Origin of the sequence: Gottfriedia acidiceleris, from assembly GCF_004138285.1 — a bacterium.
Taxonomy (GTDB): domain Bacteria; phylum Bacillota; class Bacilli; order Bacillales; family Bacillaceae_G; genus Gottfriedia; species Gottfriedia acidiceleris_A.
Genome location: NZ_SCFN01000015.1, coordinates 51,748 through 69,705 on the forward strand (window position 1 = coordinate 51,748; position 17,958 = coordinate 69,705).

A 17,958-nucleotide genomic window follows, 5' to 3' on the forward strand; every position below is an offset into this window, starting at 1 on the left:
TGTGTTCACAAACTGTTTGTAGTTTTCATTCTTTAGCAAAAAAAACAGATAATATATAAAATTATCTGCTTTGATGTACTTTATTTAATTGTTACATCTTTTAAAAATGGAACAAAGTTAATCCAAGTTTGACCTGGTGAAAGTTTTATTTCAGTTCCATCTAATGTAAACGGAATGATTCGACCATCTACATTCTTCCATTGTATATTCATATACTTTCCATCAACTATATAATATCCTTTTCCACCATGTTCGATATCAATTGAACGGCGACCATAGCTATCAATAATTTTATGGGTCGCTTCTACGACTATAATATTTTTAATTTGAAGCTCCTTCCCGTTCAAGGCATCCTTTGCTACAATTCCATTTTGAACTCGCTGGAATTGTTTAGTTGAATTCGAGTACTTGTAAGTCACATTATTTCTTGCATCATGAGAGTATTTTATAAAAACTTCTGCAGCATTTTGCCAAGAGTTATCAAATACTAAGTCTTTCTGCGTAAAGTCTAATGGAGTAACTTTTTCTGAATAAGAGTAATGTCTTTGAGCAACTCCTTTTTCAATACCTTCTTTTAAAATATAAGAATTGTGGGGTGCTTTTCTCGTTTTGTCTCGTTTAAATAATGTACCGTCGTAGATCAGTCCGTTTAATGCATCAATCATTCCTGAGTCCATCATTTGTTTCGCTTTAGGACTATTTCCGTGGCATATAAATAACGCATGATAACCATTTGCCAAATTGATGTAATAATCTCTCGCACTTCTTACAGGTCCAATTTTCTCGGGTATATTGCTTTGAAAAATGGCTAGAAATCTTGTAATATCTCCTTCTGCTAACATTTCATAAACAACATCAGCATTACTTAGTCCACTTTGAGGTCTAGCTAAATAATAATTATTAACCATAACGGCAACAGGTCTTTGTTCACTAGCTTGACTTATTGGTAATCCATTTAGAGGAGAATAAATCGTATCAATTTCTCCTTTATCAATTACATGTTCATTCGAAGGATTTTTATCGTCATTTTTAACTGTTTTTACAGACTTTTCGCCATGCTTACATCCTACTAAAAGCATACTTATCACAATTATTGATAAAATTTTCTTATGCATTGGCTCCCTCACAATCTGTTATTTTCTTAAATTGTATTAAATAACTTTTAAAATAGAAAGTATTTGTTAGAATTTTTCAAAAATAAAACAATCATCTTTTAATTGAAGTTATTCCTTAATATATGAACTTGTATTGTTAAATAATGAGCTTAAATTTGTTCTTATTTTATTTAATCTTAAATATTGTATAAAGATAAGAATGATTAGAGGAGTTGAAGCTATATGATTGTAGTTCATTATATTGAGAAAAACGTTGAACTATTAAACCAACTACTCAAAAATGTCCCCTCTGAAGGAGATGCCATTTTCATTAAAGGTCGCAAAGGTAAAGTATTAAGTGTTAATCAAATAAATGATAAACATGTACATGTAATTGTAGAACTAGAAGTTATTAAGAAAGTACAGGTTTTAGCAAAAGATGATAAAAAAAGAAGAAGATAAATTTATAAAACTTAATGGGAGATTATTCCCATTATTTTTTTTGAAGTTTTTGCCCAGTTTTACAGTTCACAATTCATTTTTCCATTTAAAACTCTGAACTATACTGTCCAAAAGAAAAGTATTCTTTTTTCAAACATGTACTAATCATGTTAAACTAGGAAAAGTTTTAGTAAATCAAAGTAAGAAGGAGTTTTAATATGGAAATTAAGAATATCCACCATGTTGCTATTATTTGTTCTAATTATGAATTGTCTAAGCATTTTTACATAAATTTATTAGGTTGTAAGGTAATTAAGGAAACCTATCGAGAGGAGCGAGACTCTTATAAATTGGACTTAAGTATTGGAGAAAATGGACAAATTGAGCTATTTTCCTTTCCTAATCCACCGAAGCGACTTACAAATCCAGAAGCAGTTGGGTTACGCCATTTAGCCTTTACTGTAACTGATATAGAAGAAAGCATTCAATACTTAAAGCAAAATGCTGTCTTTGTAGAACCAATTCGCATTGATGAGTTAACAAATAAAAGATTTACATTTTTCCAGGATCCCGATGGCTTACCTTTAGAATTGTATGAAGAATAGATTTTAAAAAACAAAATCCAATCTTAATGAAAGATTGGGTTTTGCTTTTTCCTTTTATCCTTCTCTTCTCGCTTTTTAAAGAGAAATCTTTATCTTATCTGATAAATTATATGTTTCACCATTAATTTCTAATGATACTGGTGGACCATACTCCTTTGTAACTGTTATCGTTTTTTTGGAAATTGTTATTTCAAGTCTTGATCCTTGCCATTGGAAAGGAAAAATCATTTTATCCCAATTTGAAGGTAATTTTGGATCAATTTTTAAACGATTTATGTCCATGGAGATGTTTGCAAAGCCAAAGATTGCTACTAGCCAATTTGCTCCCATAGATGCAGCATGAATTCCATCATCTGAAGATTTTGGATTCGGTCCTAAATCGATTAAACATCCTTCTTGAAATAATTGGTAAGACTCTTCTTGATAATCACATCTTGCAGCGACAATTGCGTGAATTGATTTACTTATTGGCGAATCATGAACAGTACGCTCTTCGTAGTATTCTAAATTCTTTTTAACGATTTCCGTTGAGAACAATTCAGGGAAAAGATAGAGCAACATTACAACATCAGCTTGTTTTAATACTTGTAGTTCATATAGTTCTTGTAGAGAATAATCTAATAGAATTTCCCGACTTGCAATGGATTGTCTATATTCTGTTAAATCAATCTCGGATTTTGTTAAAAATGTATCATCTTGCGGAATAATATTTTCATCATTTTGGTTTGGTAAATATAATCGCTTTAAAAAATCATCACACTTTTGCTTTAATTCTGCATCAGGATCATTGTATTTTCCCATAAAATTTAACGCATTCTGCACATTATAAAAAGCCATGTAATTCGTATAAGCATTATTATCTACTTGATCTGTATATTCGTCTGGACCGATGACATTTTTAATGATTAAATCGCCATTTGTATCGGTTGTCCTACTTACCCAAAATCGCGCAGTTTCTTTCAGTAGTTCAAGTCCATCATTGGCCATAAAGCTTTCATCTAGCGTATTTTCATAGTATTGTACGACAGCAAATGCAATGTCAGCTACAATATGTTCACTTGATTTTGCTAATTTTGAACTATGAACGATCTCGGGTATTGTAGTATTCTCCGAACCTTTCTGTGTTTCTTCTTTTCCAGAAAAAGCACTTGCCCAAGGAAATAAAGTACCTTCATAACCTGATTGGTATGCATTTACTTTTGCTTCTTTAATATGATGATAACGATATCTTAGTAATCTTTTAGCAATCTCTGGTTCAGTAAATAAGTGAAACGGTGCAATAAACATCTCTGTATCCCAAAATATTAAACCATTATTGCCCTCACCAGTTAATCCCCTTGCGCCAATACTCAATCGATCATCATGCCCAGGAGTCATTGCTTCAATGTGGTACAAAGAAAAATCTAGAGCTAATTGATCTGCTTGATCCTTTGAAGTTATGACTACTCTTTTCTGCTTCCAAAAATCCTGCCATTTGATTGTCGTACTATTTCTCAAATTATCATAACCCTCTGATAAAAATTTCTGTACAGTATTAACACAAGCTGCAGAAGGTTCTTCCCGTAACATATCATTAGAAGTATAAACTGAACTAATTTTTGAAAACTCAACAGTTCGCTCAACAACGAGCTCTTGTGTAATGGAGGCTAGGAGCTGATTATTTAACGTAAAATATGAAACTTCACTCTCATCAGGAGTTACACAGCATGTTGCGATAGCAATTTTATGTTTAGTCTCAGTAGTTTGATAAACACCATGCATAATTCGATTATCCATTATTCTTACTAATTCTTCTGTAAGTTCATTCTTTTGTTGACTGACACACTCCGCATTAATACCTGTTTTTATTTTAATCTTGGCATTACAATCTAAAGCTGTGACAGTAATTTTCGAAGCAAGTAAATGTAAATCATCCTTTGAAACAAAACGCTGAAACAAAAAGTGGAATCGATTTCCATCTTTATTCTGCCAAATTACCTCTCTTATTAATTCGCCTGTCAGCATATTTAATTTTCGATCATAAAATGTAAATTGACCAGTTGCATTCGAAAAAATCTCACCATTTATTTCAATTTCCATTCCAATTAGATCTGGAAGATTCACAATCTTTGTCGTTTGACTTGGGGATAACTGATTATAGATACCCGCTATATACATCCCCCTAGTTTGTCCTGCATAGCTTTCTTCATGACAAGATCTCAAACCTAAGTAACCATTACCTATTGCCATTAAACTGGCATATTTATTAATTAATTGTTCGTCAAATTCTTTTTCAGTAATCATATTTACTTCATTCATATAGTTAAACTCTCACCTTTATAAAAATTCATATAGTAAAAGTTTGCAATAAATCTTCTCATTTTAAACTTGATATTATAAAAATATTGGCTGATTTGTTAAAAACACGTTTATTGACGACAAAAAAAATCGTGTCACTGTTTTCCAACACGATTTTTTCTTGCGGTTCTTTATTTATTTTTTACGAGAGTTAATTGCCAAGATACACCATATTTATCATTCACCCATACAAACTTTTCACTGAATGGATATGATTGCAAAGGCATTAATACTTCTCCATCTTCACTTAATTGTTTGTATGCATTTTCAATTTCTTCATTTGTTTCACAAGTCACATATAATGAAACAGCTGGTGTAAACGTAAATTTATGTTTAACGGTACTATCAATGCACATAAATTGTTGGCCGTTTAATGTGAAAGTAGCATGTATTACTTTCCCTTCAAACTCCCCCATATCTGCTCCATAATGCGTAATATTTACAACCTCTGAATCTTTAAATAGTGACATATAAAAATTCATTGCTTCTTCTGCTTGTCCTTCAAACATTAAAAATGTTGTAATTTTTTGCATTTTTAGTCAACTCCCTTTTTCATTAATATTGAAAATTCATTGATAAACAATTTTGGTTTTATAGTGATTTCATTTCCTCGTTTAATTTGTTAAAAATACTGTGAAGATCCTCTTTAGAGATTGTTGAATATAAGTCTCCAATACTAATCTCGCAATAACAAACTTCCTCATTAACTGGCCTTAAATTACCAGTAATACCAATTTTTGTTTCTTCATGAATAGATTGAAGTATGTTTTTAATCTTTTCGAGCGGAGCATTAAAATGGACATGAAACATATTAGAAACAGGAATAGTTGGTACAGTATTGATTGCTTGGCAACTATTAAAGAATTTAGCTAACTCAACTGCATCGTCATAGTATTGCCCCATCTTATTTGCTCGTTGATCAAAATAAAAATTTGCACTTATTATGTAAGGATAAAGACTAATTAAATCTCCTCCATGTCTTCTTTTCCAAACTTTTGATTCGTCGATAAAATCACGGTCACCAGCAAGAATTGCTCCCGCTACTCCCCCAATACCTTTATAAAATGACATATAAACACTATCAAATAAGCTACATAATTCAGAAGCCGTCTTCTTATAGTATGGGAGAATTTCCATTAATCTAGCACCATCTAAATGCAATTTAATTCCCTTTTCACGGCAGTATGAAGAAATTGATTCTAGTGTTTCATATGATGGTAGTTGCCCACCAATTTCTCTTTGTGGTAATTCAAGTAATAAACAAGAGATTTCCTCATCCATTGCTAAAACATCCTCTATCTCAATAACACGACTTTTATCTGCTAGTAAAATAGGCTGTATATTATGTAGTTTTTTTAAACCATCTTCTTCATGAATTTCTAAATGTGATAAAGGATGATAAGCAACTTTATTGATTCCTTTTTGATCACACCAAATTCTTAAAGCGATTTGCTGAGCCATCGTACCACTAGGAAAAAACACTGCTGATTCTTTTCCTAAAAACTCTGCCATTTTTTCTTGAAAATCTTCAATAAAATTCCCTACTCCATAAAGATCGCTTTCTTCATTACCATTAAAGTCTTTTAGTGCATCCTTTAGTACTTGAATATTTCTAAATCCATTACCTGCTAATTGTTGTTTTGTATTTTTAAATGATTCTATAAAAGGATTAATTTTATTCAAATTGAACTCTTCCTTCCAACTATTAAATTTACTTTTATCCCACTTAAAAAAATTCTCCATAAAGACCAATAAATCCTTGAATCTTAATAAATTAGTAAGTTAATCGATAGACTAAAAATCTTTCATTTTGATTTTTCTTATAAGCATCTGCTAATAATATCTCTTGTTTTAATTCAAAGGCAGTCTGATTTTCCAAAAAATAAATATAATCATCAGAACTATAATACAAAATGATTTCAACATTTCTTTTTGATTGCTCAACTGAAATTAAAATGTTATTAATGATATTCATAAAAATTTGGATTGAAAATGGATTAAAAAAATAGAAACAATTATCTAATGGATTAATTTGATAATCTTCTGCCAAGCAGCAATAAAACAGGATCTTGTCTTCACTTGTCTTTGTTTTTTTTATGTAATTCTTTTTATTTTCAATAGCTTCATTATAATATTTTTCACTCATTTCAATTCCAACAACAGTAGCATTAAATAAGCTATTTATATAGAAGTTTAATCTTCCTTTACCGCATCCGAAATCAACTATTCGATCCTTGCTTGAAAGTATGTATTGTTTAAATAGTTGTTGTAAAGCGCTATAAGGTGTTGGCTCATATCGATGATAATGAAAAGATTCATTAAATCCTTTTTGCTCTCCCTCTGTTTTTATATTCAGTAGATTATCATAATACTTATCGTCCATTTTTCCACGACCATTCGAACTAATATTTTGTAAGTATCTTTATCATACCGTTTAAAAATAGTTCAGTCTAACCTTACAAAAAGAAGCGTGTTATTTAAACACGCTTCAACTTAAATTTCTTACCCGCTCCAATATATTGTAATAATGATAGATCGTCTTCAATAATCATCCCTATTACATTTACTTTCTCATCGATTGGTAGATTAGTAAGCATAATTTGTAGCTCTCCTCCATATCTGCCATATAATTCATTATCAATTGTAATTGAGCCCATGTTTCTTATGATCGTATTTGCTGGTTTTAGACTATTCTCGCCAAAGCTACCGTATAATCTAGATTCCATTGATCGAATACAATCGCGTGCAGGATCTTCTCGATTGGTGTGAACTTGCTCCACTATGGAAAGGATTTCTTCATCTTTTGAGTACGGTCTATATCTTAATTCAATAAAATCCTTTGTTTTTGAAAGAGCCTCCATCGTTTCTATTTTTATACTAATATCACCAACTAAAATTTTATCTATGTGACAGTTTTGAGTTAGGTCTAAATAAGCTAGAAGAGGGTTAATTCCACGATGTTTTTCTAATGTTGGTAGTCCTTTAAATAGAGGTCCTCTCATTTCATCATTTCCAGGAATAAATGCCATTGTTGAAATTCCAAAGCTTTTTAACCATTTGTTTTTTTCAATTAAATAAGTTGTTGCTAATCCGGTTTCTGGGCGGGGATAAAAATTATGCCAAGCTTCTACGTTTTTAGTTTGTAATCCGCATTTAAGCAATTCGTCTAAAAATGCAGGCGTAAGTGTACTAGCATTAAGTGCAATCTTCATTTTTTTAGAAAGATCTACTATTTGTTCTTCGTTTAATCCGTAATCTACTCTTAATCCAGTAACTCCCCAATTTTGTAATTCGCTGACGTTTGAGTAATCTACTCCTAAATGAGTTAGTGATTTTGCTGAAATATCTGCCATAAGCTCCATTTCGTTTTCTATTGCTGCTGTACCAAGTAGTTGAAGAAGTGTTTTATAAGTTGAAGGGTCATCTTCAGGAATGTGTAATGAGGTAAATATTGAATGAAATCCATTACTTTTTGCGATTTCGATATATTGTTTATTCTTCTCAATATTTTTTTCAGATAAATAGATTGATATACCTAACATAGTCTCTTTCCATCTTCCTTCTATTAGAATTATACTAATCTGTTATCATTTTAAACTTACGAAATTAAAAGTCAATATAATATATAAAATAAGCGAAATTTAATTTCGAAAGAAAGTAATATAAATCTATTGTTTCCTATTAATCATTTAAAATTAAAAAAGAAAGGTAACATTAAGCTACCTTTCTAGTTCATTATTATTTATAAACTACGATTGCTCCAACTGATTTGTCAGTAGATTGACCATTAACTCGAACTTTTAAACCAAAGTGTCCGATGTTACGACCAGCATCTGGTAAGAATTGATTATTGTAGTCTTTGCTATCATTAAATAAAGAGATACCTTCTTGACTTGGAGATTTCAATTCTTCTCCTGTTGAATAAGCAATGTTATAACCTGAAGTCGGATTTAATCCGAATGCTGCATCCGCTACATGGAAACGAGCACTTGCTTCAGCGCCATAGTTCCATAATAAGTTTGTATCGTCGTGAGCATCAACAACACCTAAGAAACCATCACCTGGGTGAATACCTGTCCAGTTTTCTGTAAAGCTATCATCAACATACCATACTACTAAACCACCATCGTAGCTCATTAGAGAGTTTCCGCGTTTAATGTGAGCTAAACCTTCGTCAGCACCTTTATGGTTACGCCACTCTAATAAGTAGTAATGATTTGAATATTTGTTTCCATCGAATTTTGAAAATCCTTTTAAAGTGAATGGAGAAGTTGCATTTTCAGCACCATCATCAACAATTGTAGCGCCATCTGCTACTACTTTAATATTATCTGCAAAGAATCCAACGTTTGAAGTACCCCAGTCAGTTGCAGAACGTAAGCGAAGCTGAATTTTTTGGCCTTTATATGCTGATAAATCAAAGCTTTGTGCTTCCCATCCATTTGATGTTCCAGTGAAACCAGGCATTGAATTTAAGATTGTTGGATATCCGTCAGCTACAACGTCACTTCTAGTGTGAGTGTTACCTAATGATTTCCAAGTCGCACCATTATCAGTTGAAACTTGAACAAATGCGAAATCCCATTGTTCTTCCATATCGTACCAAGCGTCAAAAGTTAATGTTGCTGAAGCTTTTCCTGTTAAATCTACATTTGTTACTAAACTATTATCCATTTCATCTGCTTGTCCACCCCAATACTCATAAGTGCCAGCAGCAGGTTTATTAACAGGTGTTACCTTTTTCGGTAAATTCACTTGAATAGCTTGGTTATTTTGACCAAGTGGTGAATTTGCTTGATCTAATAAGAATTGAGTACCTTTTGTAGATACATCATCCCAATTTACAACAGTTGGGTTAGTCCATTTTCCACCTAATGTTGATTGGAAATATGATTTTGCCCAAGGAGAGAAACCTGTTGGTTCTGTTCCAGGAATCTTTCCTGCCCAAGAACCAGCTGACATGATTGACCAATATTCAACAGCTTCACCAGCACCAGAGTAAATTGTATCATACTCATCTGGTAATCCTAAATCATGACCATATTCGTGTGCAAATACACCAGTTGCACCGTCTTCAGCCATCATTGTGTAGTCATAGAATCCAGGTTTTCCTTTTCCAAGTCCATCTGGATCAAAGAATTTAGCAGAACGATGTGACCAAATTGCATTATCTCCAAGTGCTCCACCGCCAGCATCTTGTCCCATACCTGAGTGAATAATTTGTAGATGATCAACTAAACCATCTGGCTCCCAGTAGTTTCCATCTCCATCTAAATCATGTGGATCTTCTAAATCATAATCTTGTAAAGGAATTCCAGCAGCTAATGCAGCGTTATAAGTATCAACTACTAATTGTTTTGATCCGCCTGGCGTTACATTATCATGTCCAGTTGCAGAATCTTTTCCATAATATGCTGCAGTGCCTGGTACTTTTAGCCAACCATATGCTTTACCGTCAATTGTATAAGTTCCGCCAGATTGTTGTTCATAATATTGTTTTTGTGAAAGGAAAGTTTCTCCGTTTGGACCTTTGACTCCATTTTTACCAAAAATCAAATCTTCATAGTGTTGTGTATTATAATCAGAATAGTAATTGTCTGTATCTTCCTTCGTAAGTTTATTATGAGGGAAATCAGAATACTCTACCATTAATGTTAATAGTTTACCCTTCTTTTGAACACCTGGAGAAGCTGATTCTTTAACTGGATCTGGAGTACCTTTTAATTGACCATTTTTCTTACCGTTTCCGTGTAATAGGCCATTATTAAAATCCTTAAATTCACTATGTTTAGTAGCTTCTGCTTTCTTTACTTTACTAGCAATTGGATCTTTTTCTGTTACTAGATCCGCTTGACCTTTAACCTCTAAATATTTTTGTAATGCAGCTTGTTTCTGTGCTTGAGAAGCATTGGCAGAAACCACCCCACGTTTAACTAATGATTCTAATAACTTATCGTCATTAACTAACGATAAATCTAAAGTACTTTTTGAATGCTTAGCTAATGCACTATGCACTTTACTTAAGCTTTCAGATGATGCTGTTTTTAATGGAATTCCAGAAAATAAAGTTCCGGCAACCATTACTGATGCAAAACTAGTTACTACAAACTTGTTCAAATTAAGCCCCCCTTAATAATTTTCATACTACATTTTAATAATATTCTAAAAATTCTTTAAATCACAGAGGGTTTTTTTCATCAAATACTTACAAAATTCACAATATTTTTACAAATAATTTACTTTACAACATAAAAATACGTCGAATTTCGTCAGTTTTTATAACTTGCTTTTTTAAAGAATCTACCTTTAGTCTTATATTAATCTTTTTATCTAGTATTTATAACTAGCACTTTAGAATTATTAAAATTGCATTAAAATTGAAAATAAAAATATAATACATGTAATTATAACTATATACAAAAAATTCACTCTTCAAATTTTGACATTTTTTTCCTTATCAATATAACAAAAAAGAAGATAAGTAAAATTTTTTTACCTATCTTCCTTAACTAGATTTGGATTACCTTCTTAATTTGCTTGCTTCTTCACTATACTCATGAAGTTTACTAGATACTTTGTTACCGATTCGGTTAAAGCATATGACATATAATGAATCGATTATATTTTGTTGTGCCATTTTAGAAGCTATACTTCCTATTCGGATATCTTGTTCCATGTCAGGTGTGCATAGCTTGATATCAGCTTCCTTAAATAACGGAGACTTGCCAAGCTTAGTAATCGCAATGATCGTTGCTCCCTTTTTCTTAGCAAAACGAGCAAGCTCTAATACATCCTTTGTTTTCCCTGAATTAGAAACGGCAACAAAAATATCGCCTTCTTCCATATGACCAACTAAAGTGATTACCATATGGAAGTCAGGAGACATAATGGCATGGTAGCCAATTTTCCCAAATTTATATGCTCCGTCCATAGCTGATACAGCTGAACCGCCTACTCCATAAAATATAATCTTCTTAGCTTTTACAATTTCATCTGTTGCTTTTTCTAATTCTCTTTTATCTAAAGTTGATACCGTTGCTTCAATAGCGGCTTTATTTACATATGTTACTTTATTAAATAAGTCATACGGCGTGTCTTTCTTATCCATTACTGAAAAATCATTAATATTCATTTCAGCAACAGTCAAATCTCGAACTAATGCTATTTTAAAGGCTTTAAAACTACCGATTCCTATTGTTTTACAAAACCTAACAACACTTGCTTCACTAGCTCCAGTATTGTTAGAAATATCTTTAGTCGTTAAGTTTGGTACAATTTCAGCATGCTCCATTATATATACAGCGATTTTCTTTTCGGCTTGCGTAAATCGATCCATATAATTTTCAATTTTTGATAAGATTGTTAAATGTTTCATTTACTAAACACCTTTCTGCTAAAAAACATACAAAATACTATTATTCTCTATTATGAACCAAATGCTTAGAAAATCATATTAAATACCAAATTAAAGTTGTTTTTTAGTTCTTTCTACATTAAAAATCTTGTTAAAAATAAAAAGTGTAGGAAAAAATATTCCCTACACTTTTACTTTAATTATTTATTGTTGTACTGTAATTGTTTGTGGTGTAACTGAAACTTTAAATCCATCTTTACTCGATACATCCGCAGATATTGTATACGTACCATTTGGAACATCTGCTTCTGGAGTCCAATGTAAGTGGATTTCATTATCATTTTGTACATCTAGAGAATCAATTACCTTACCGTTTGCATCTTTAATATAAATTTTCCAATTTACATTGTTATTTGCAAAGGCATTGATTCCTGCAGGTGTTTTTGCATTTACATTTTTATTTGGATATACACTGAAGTAGCTAACAAGCATTCCCTCGTTAATATATGAAGGATCTCCCCAAACTGTATAACTTTGGTTTAGTGCATAGTCTGCTCCTAATACTACAATGCTCTTTGGTTCTTCTTTTACTAGAGTAGATGTTTCACCTTGAGCTAATGGCTTATATTTGCCGTTATACCAAACGATCGCACCATTAAAGCCACTTCCAGCATCATCCGCTTTGAACGAGATTTCGTATTGTCCATCTTTAGGTGTTACTTTTATATCTGAAACAACTGGAGCAACTGAGTCAATATGCAATGGAAGTTTTACGATTTGTGGGTTCGCACCATTATAATCAAGCGTTGTTTTGATAACATAGTTATAAACGCCATCCTTCACTACTTGTCCATTTTGATCTTTTAAATCCCAACCATATCCTGTATTCAAATAGTCTCTGTAAGACATAATGTTTTTACGGAATTTCCATGGCTTACCAGTATATTCACTAAAATCACCTAAGTATTGAAGTAATTCACCTTTATCATTTTCTACGTACATTTCTGTTTTAGCTAAGTTACGAAGCACTGTAAATGATGGATATACTTCTTTCAATGGAGTATTAGGAGACATTACAATTCGATCAATATTAAATCTTCCTGTTCTTGGATCATAACCTAATGGGAATACCCCTTCTGCTCCTATTTCATCATTCCAAAGTGTAGTATAACCTAAGAATGCATCTTTCTCATATGCTGCTGGATCAATATTTTTTGGTTGATCCCATTTGCCATAATACCCCATGTAAGGAACTGATAACGGTACTGCTGAATCGCTATTTTTTCCAGAAGGAACTAAACGTACATATCCCTCAACAAATGAACCATCTTTTAAGCTTGATGGAAGTTGAATCTGAACATCAAGATTTTTTTCTTGTCCTGGTTTAATTTTTAATGTCTTTCCTTCTGTGCTTGTTACTTTTTCACCATTTACAGTTGCCGTAGCACCTTGGATACGCTCACTTTTTAATGTTAAATATTCTTTTGAATCTAACTTTCCATCACTGTCTAGGTCAAATTCTTTTGTTTCTCTGCCATCTGTAAATACATCTACATATACTTGATATTCCAAATCTTTTACATTCAGATTTTGAAGAGCTTCTGCATTTAATTTGAAGTGAATATTATTGTTAACTTCTTTTAGTGCAACTGCTCCAGCTTGTTCAAGCGGCGTTTTCTCCCTTGTCACAAGTACAGGCGTTTTAATTGCATTTTGAATTTGCATTAAACCAGATCCTTGAATACGTGGAGAATACGGTACTTCATTATTCGTACTAGGATCCTGTATTAGTTTAGAAGTGTTCATTAAAGCAATTTTAGCTTTTAAAGCTGTGCTCTCTGAATGTTTTAATCCTTTTTCATAAAGCGATTGTAAAACTAATGCTGAACCACCAGCAACATGTGGAGATGCCATTGATGTACCGCTCATAACCTCATAGCCATTCCCTGGTACAGTTGAGTAAATATTTCCTCCTGGTGCAGAAATTTCTGGCTTAAAGTCTAATGTATGTGGTGCTCCATATGAAGAAAAATATGACATCGTATTCTTATCTGGGTTATCAACATATACCCCTTTAGATGGTTTCATTTTTACAACATAACCACTTTTTAACTTAGAAATTAATGCATTACCAATTGCTTTACTTGTCGTAGCTGCTTGCGTATTAAAATAAGGACTCCAATAAACTAATGGATAGTCAATATCTTCATCAGCAGGAACAAGAATTACTGCTTTTGCGTTCTTCTTCTTCGCCTCTGATTGAATATAAGAGTAAGTAGCATATCTTACATTTGGTTTTGCTACTACAACTTTACCTGTTAAGTCAGGAAGATTTTTAAAATCGGCAGTTTTACCTTCTCCTACATAAACCAATTCATAAGATTCAAGTGGTGATAATACTTTTGAAAGATTAAAGTTATATTGTGATTGATCTTGGTATGGAAGTTGCAATCCATTTTCTTCTTGTAACGTACTCATATGTATACTTGTATTTTCATATGAAGCCACAGATAATGCGAAAGGACTTACACCTGGTTCTCCTACTGTACCAATATCAGGATTTTCAGCATATGGTTTTAAAGAAGATTCCAGCAAATTATTTTGTGTACTATAAGCAGAGTTTCCACCCGCTACAACTACAAGCGTACCTTGATCAGTCGCTTCACGGATCACTTTTTGAATCGGATCATCTACTTCACTAACAAATCCCGAATCAGTTCCTAAACTCATATTAATGACATCTGCTCCCATAGTTACCGCATGCTCAATCCCTGCAATGATGTCGTCTTCATACGCCCCATTTGCTGTATCAGAGAATACTTTTTCTGCTAGTAATTGCACGCCTGGAGCAATACCTTCTACACCATCATTTGCTTCATCACCGTTTGCACCAATTGTACCTGATACGTGCATACCATGTTCATTTCCTGAACCATGTGGAATGACATCTGTATCATGATCTGCCCAGTCATATCCAGTTGGAACTTTGTCGCTATACCAAACTTCTCCTACACTTGTTTCAGCTAGTTTACTTTTAATGTTTTCTTGATTCCATTTTTCTTTTGCTTTTCCTTTTTCAGTGATTGTCATGTCTTTATGCGTATAGTCTATACCTGTATCGACTACTGCTACTAACAATCCCTCACCTTGATATCCGTAACTTTGCCAAACTTTTTGGGCTTGTACTAATTCTTTACTTGCTCCCATTGAAGGTTGGAACTTTCTTGCAATATGTACATTCGTTACGCCTGGTGTTTCTTGAATTTCTTTTAAGTTACGATATTCTGTCTCCAAACTAAAACCATTAAAGCCTTCATAAAAGCGTTGATTTATTTTAGGTACAGATCTTTCCTTTGATATCTTTGAGATGACTTGATCTTGCTTTTCTTTAAAACGTGCTTTTTTAGTTTGAGTAGAATCATCAGAAGTTGTTGGTTGCTCTACCTCAACGATTACACGTACTTTTTCATTTGGTTCATAAGCATGAGCATCATTTAGATCTTTATAGCCAAATGGATCTACAGCTTTTTCCCCAGTTTGTTTTTGTTCTTCAGCAAAAATCTTTTGACCCTGCTTTGCAATCTCATCTAAACTTGGAGCTGGCACCTGATTTTCATTTGTTCCTTCAGCAAATCCAGTTGATGTAAATAACATTGAAGCTAAAGTTGTCGTTGCAAGGACTTTGTAAGGAAAGCTTTTTCTCTTCTTCATTTCTAATCTCCTCTACAGTAAACTTTAATGTTCTTAATCTATTTAAAAAATAGATTCAAACCAAACTGTTTTAATAAATTACTAATGCTTTACTAAGAAACTTGATACTATATTAATTTTAATTACGTTGACTCTATAATCATATTGGGTTATTCAACCAGACTTTTGGCATATACAGTTTGAAGAGAACTTAAAGAATTCAAGTAGAAAAAAAGTAGATTTTGACATATTCAGTCGAGGATGTTCGAAAAAAGTTTATTAACTCAGGAAAATTAAATTAATAGGTTGAGACATTTTAAGGTTTATATTAAATTAAAGAAACTTTTTGTAATTTCTTATTGAGGTTTATTAAATTTAAATAGGTAAAAATATGGCATTAATAATAGTCAGGATAATCTGTTTTTACTATATTTATGACAAATTTCTACTTATTTTTCACCTAGACATTGGTAAGGGTAGAAAAAATACTACAATTAAGGAAGTAATTTAATGGCAACAAATTAAACTTGATTGTTTTGATGTATTTATTGGTTATGCCCTTGTTTTAATTGCGGTTTAGCTATTTTATTTGCGAATCCGCGATTTTATTTGCCGTTCCCCATTTTTAATTGCGATTCCGCGATTTTATTTACGATTCTCCGTTTTTAATTGCGATACCACGATTTTATTACAATTTGTCTCTTTTAATTGCTCCCCTGAATTTAATACAATTTCCCATCTTAATTACAATTCCACTATTATTTCATCCCACTTTATATAAAAATCAGAATTTTTCATACAATTATTAAATCTTGGTTTGTTAAATTACCTTTTTTTGGATAGAATGGATTTGTAGGCTTTAAAAGTCTTGAATACATAACATTAGGAGTGAAAAAAATGCCAATCGATGTTTATTTAAATTTTAATGGTAATACACGTGAAGCAGTTGAATTCTACGCGACTGTATTTAACACAGAACAACCAAAAATTATGACTTTCGGTGAAGCACCCCCAAATCCAGAATACCCACTACCTGAAGAAGCGAAAAATTTAGTTATGCATACTAGACTGAACATTAGCGGTAGCAATGTTATGTTCTCTGATACTTTCCCTGGTTTCCCTTTTAACCAAGGCAATAATATTCATTTATCTTTTTTAAGTGAAGACTTAGAAGAACTTAGATCTGTCTTTACTAAATTAAGTGATGGCGGGAAGGTAGAAATGGAACTTCAAGAAACATTTTGGAGTAAAGCTTATGGTAGCCTAACAGATAAATTTGGCATTCATTGGATGTTTAATCACGGTACTGGTGAATTTTAATTTATAGAAAAACAAAGGAAATGAACCCTTCATTAATAGGATTCATTTCCTTTTATTTTACATATCCCTACTACACTTCATCACTTGAAGTATTCCTCATCTTGCTCCTCAATCTATATTTCTTTTCATTCAGAATTTACTATATAATAAGGTATATTTCTAGTTCTCTAAAAGTAGGTGAAATTATGCAAATACTATTAAAACGTTTATCACAAAATAGAGAAAAACTTAGCCAGCTTGAAAAACAAGTATTGGATTATATTCTACAAAATACGGATTATATTACGAAGCTAAATCTTGATGAATTAGCAAAAGAGCTTTATGTATCTACAGCAACCATTAGTAGAACATGCCAGCAATTAGGCTTTCGTGGGTTTCAAGATTTAAAATATACTCTTTCAATGGAAACAAATAAGGTTCAAAGTCCAGTTTCTTCTACCTCCTATCTACTTAATACGCATATTGAGAGAATGAAAGTAGAAATGGAAAAAACATTGGAATATATTGATGAAGAAAAGATTAAGCTAGCTGCTAATTATCTAAACCAAAGTACACATGTTGAAATATTCGGAGTTGGTAACTCACTTCCTGCTTGTGTCGACGCTTCTAGAAAGCTCATGTTTGCAGGAAAGTTATGTAATGCACGAACTGATTGGGACGAGCTACGTAGTGCTGCAAATAGTTTAACAGAAAATGATTTGGCCATACTAGTTTCATATAGTGGGGAGACTTTACATATGTTAGAATTTGCCCACATTTTAAAGAATAAGAACGTTAAAACGATTGCCATAACTGGAAACCACTCGAATCGTTTACAAAAAGAAGTAAGTTTATCTCTTCAAGCTTATATTACAAACACTTACTTTGGTGAGCTTGATATGACTTCAAGGTTTCCATTAAGTATGGTACTAGATTTCATTATTATTGCCTATTTAAACGAAATGAAAATATATTAGTTAATCAAAAGAGACAGTAGTCTATTATCGGACAACTACTGACTCTTTTTATTTATGAGCTTATTAATCTACTTAAAGTAAGCAATATACAAAAAATGTACACGCTTACATAAACACCTTAAACGGTTGTTAAACGATTTTGCCGTTAGTATTCTTAAGAC

13 protein-coding genes are annotated in these 17,958 nt (G+C 32.2%); 4 read left to right on the forward strand and 9 right to left on the reverse strand.

All coding sequences use genetic code 11. The annotated features are described in order from the left end of the window. Positions 1-80 precede the first annotated feature (80 nt). Complete coding sequence (locus EP747_RS18290) at positions 81-1,115, reverse strand: DUF3048 domain-containing protein (RefSeq protein WP_129691521.1); 1,035 nt, start codon at positions 1,113-1,115, stop codon at positions 81-83. A 222-nt stretch (positions 1,116-1,337) separates the two neighbouring features. On the opposite strand from EP747_RS18290, the gene EP747_RS18295 reads away from it, so the two are divergent. Together EP747_RS18295 and EP747_RS18300 are read left to right on the forward strand one after the other, a co-directional pair. Continuing rightward, a complete protein-coding gene (locus tag EP747_RS18295) occupies positions 1,338-1,556 on the forward strand; it encodes a hypothetical protein (protein ID WP_088014064.1) in 219 nt (72 codons plus the stop codon). 197 nt (positions 1,557-1,753) lie between these two features. Then, complete coding sequence (locus EP747_RS18300) at positions 1,754-2,140, forward strand: VOC family protein (RefSeq protein WP_129691522.1); 387 nt, start codon at positions 1,754-1,756, stop codon at positions 2,138-2,140. Between the two features lie 75 nt (positions 2,141-2,215). Here EP747_RS18300 and EP747_RS18305 read toward each other — a convergent pair whose 3' ends face one another. From EP747_RS18305 to EP747_RS25240, 8 genes are all read right to left on the reverse strand, one after another. Then, positions 2,216-4,438 carry a glycoside hydrolase family 65 protein gene (locus tag EP747_RS18305; protein WP_129691523.1) on the reverse strand — a complete coding sequence of 741 codons (2,223 nt, stop codon included), beginning with the start codon at positions 4,436-4,438 and terminating at the stop codon, positions 2,216-2,218. Between the two features lie 170 nt (positions 4,439-4,608). Further along, positions 4,609-5,010 (reverse strand): VOC family protein, encoded by a 402-nt coding sequence (locus EP747_RS18310; RefSeq protein WP_129691524.1) that lies wholly within the window; start codon positions 5,008-5,010, stop codon positions 4,609-4,611. 58 nt (positions 5,011-5,068) lie between these two features. Beyond that, entirely contained in the window at positions 5,069-6,160 is a 1,092-nt protein-coding gene (locus EP747_RS18315; protein WP_235832933.1) for a threonine aldolase family protein, read from the reverse strand. Positions 6,161-6,251: 91 nt separating this feature from the next. Then, complete coding sequence (locus EP747_RS18320) at positions 6,252-6,860, reverse strand: methyltransferase domain-containing protein (RefSeq protein ID WP_129691526.1); 609 nt, start codon at positions 6,858-6,860, stop codon at positions 6,252-6,254. 94 nt (positions 6,861-6,954) lie between these two features. Then, on the reverse strand, positions 6,955-8,019 hold the full coding sequence (locus tag EP747_RS18325; protein WP_129691527.1) for a DUF871 domain-containing protein: 1,065 nt from the start codon (positions 8,017-8,019) through the stop codon (positions 6,955-6,957). A 196-nt stretch (positions 8,020-8,215) separates the two neighbouring features. Then, the gene (locus EP747_RS18330; protein WP_129691528.1) at positions 8,216-10,594 is read right to left on the reverse strand and encodes an immune inhibitor A domain-containing protein; all 2,379 of its coding nucleotides are present in this window, start codon (positions 10,592-10,594) and stop codon (positions 8,216-8,218) included. A gap of 403 nt (positions 10,595-10,997) precedes the next feature. Beyond that, complete coding sequence (locus EP747_RS18335; RefSeq protein WP_129691529.1) at positions 10,998-11,852, reverse strand: MurR/RpiR family transcriptional regulator; 855 nt, start codon at positions 11,850-11,852, stop codon at positions 10,998-11,000. 183 nt (positions 11,853-12,035) lie between these two features. After that, on the reverse strand, positions 12,036-15,542 hold the full coding sequence (locus EP747_RS25240; protein WP_129691530.1) for a S8 family serine peptidase: 3,507 nt from the start codon (positions 15,540-15,542) through the stop codon (positions 12,036-12,038). Positions 15,543-16,418: 876 nt separating this feature from the next. Here EP747_RS25240 and EP747_RS18345 point away from each other — a divergent pair. Both EP747_RS18345 and EP747_RS18350 read left to right on the forward strand, forming a co-directional pair. After that, positions 16,419-16,841, forward strand: a complete 423-nt coding sequence (locus EP747_RS18345) for a VOC family protein (protein ID WP_129691531.1) — start codon at positions 16,419-16,421, stop codon at positions 16,839-16,841. Positions 16,842-17,026: 185 nt separating this feature from the next. After that, on the forward strand, positions 17,027-17,797 hold the full coding sequence (locus tag EP747_RS18350; protein ID WP_129691532.1) for a MurR/RpiR family transcriptional regulator: 771 nt from the start codon (positions 17,027-17,029) through the stop codon (positions 17,795-17,797). The last annotated feature ends 161 nt before the right edge of the window (positions 17,798-17,958 follow it).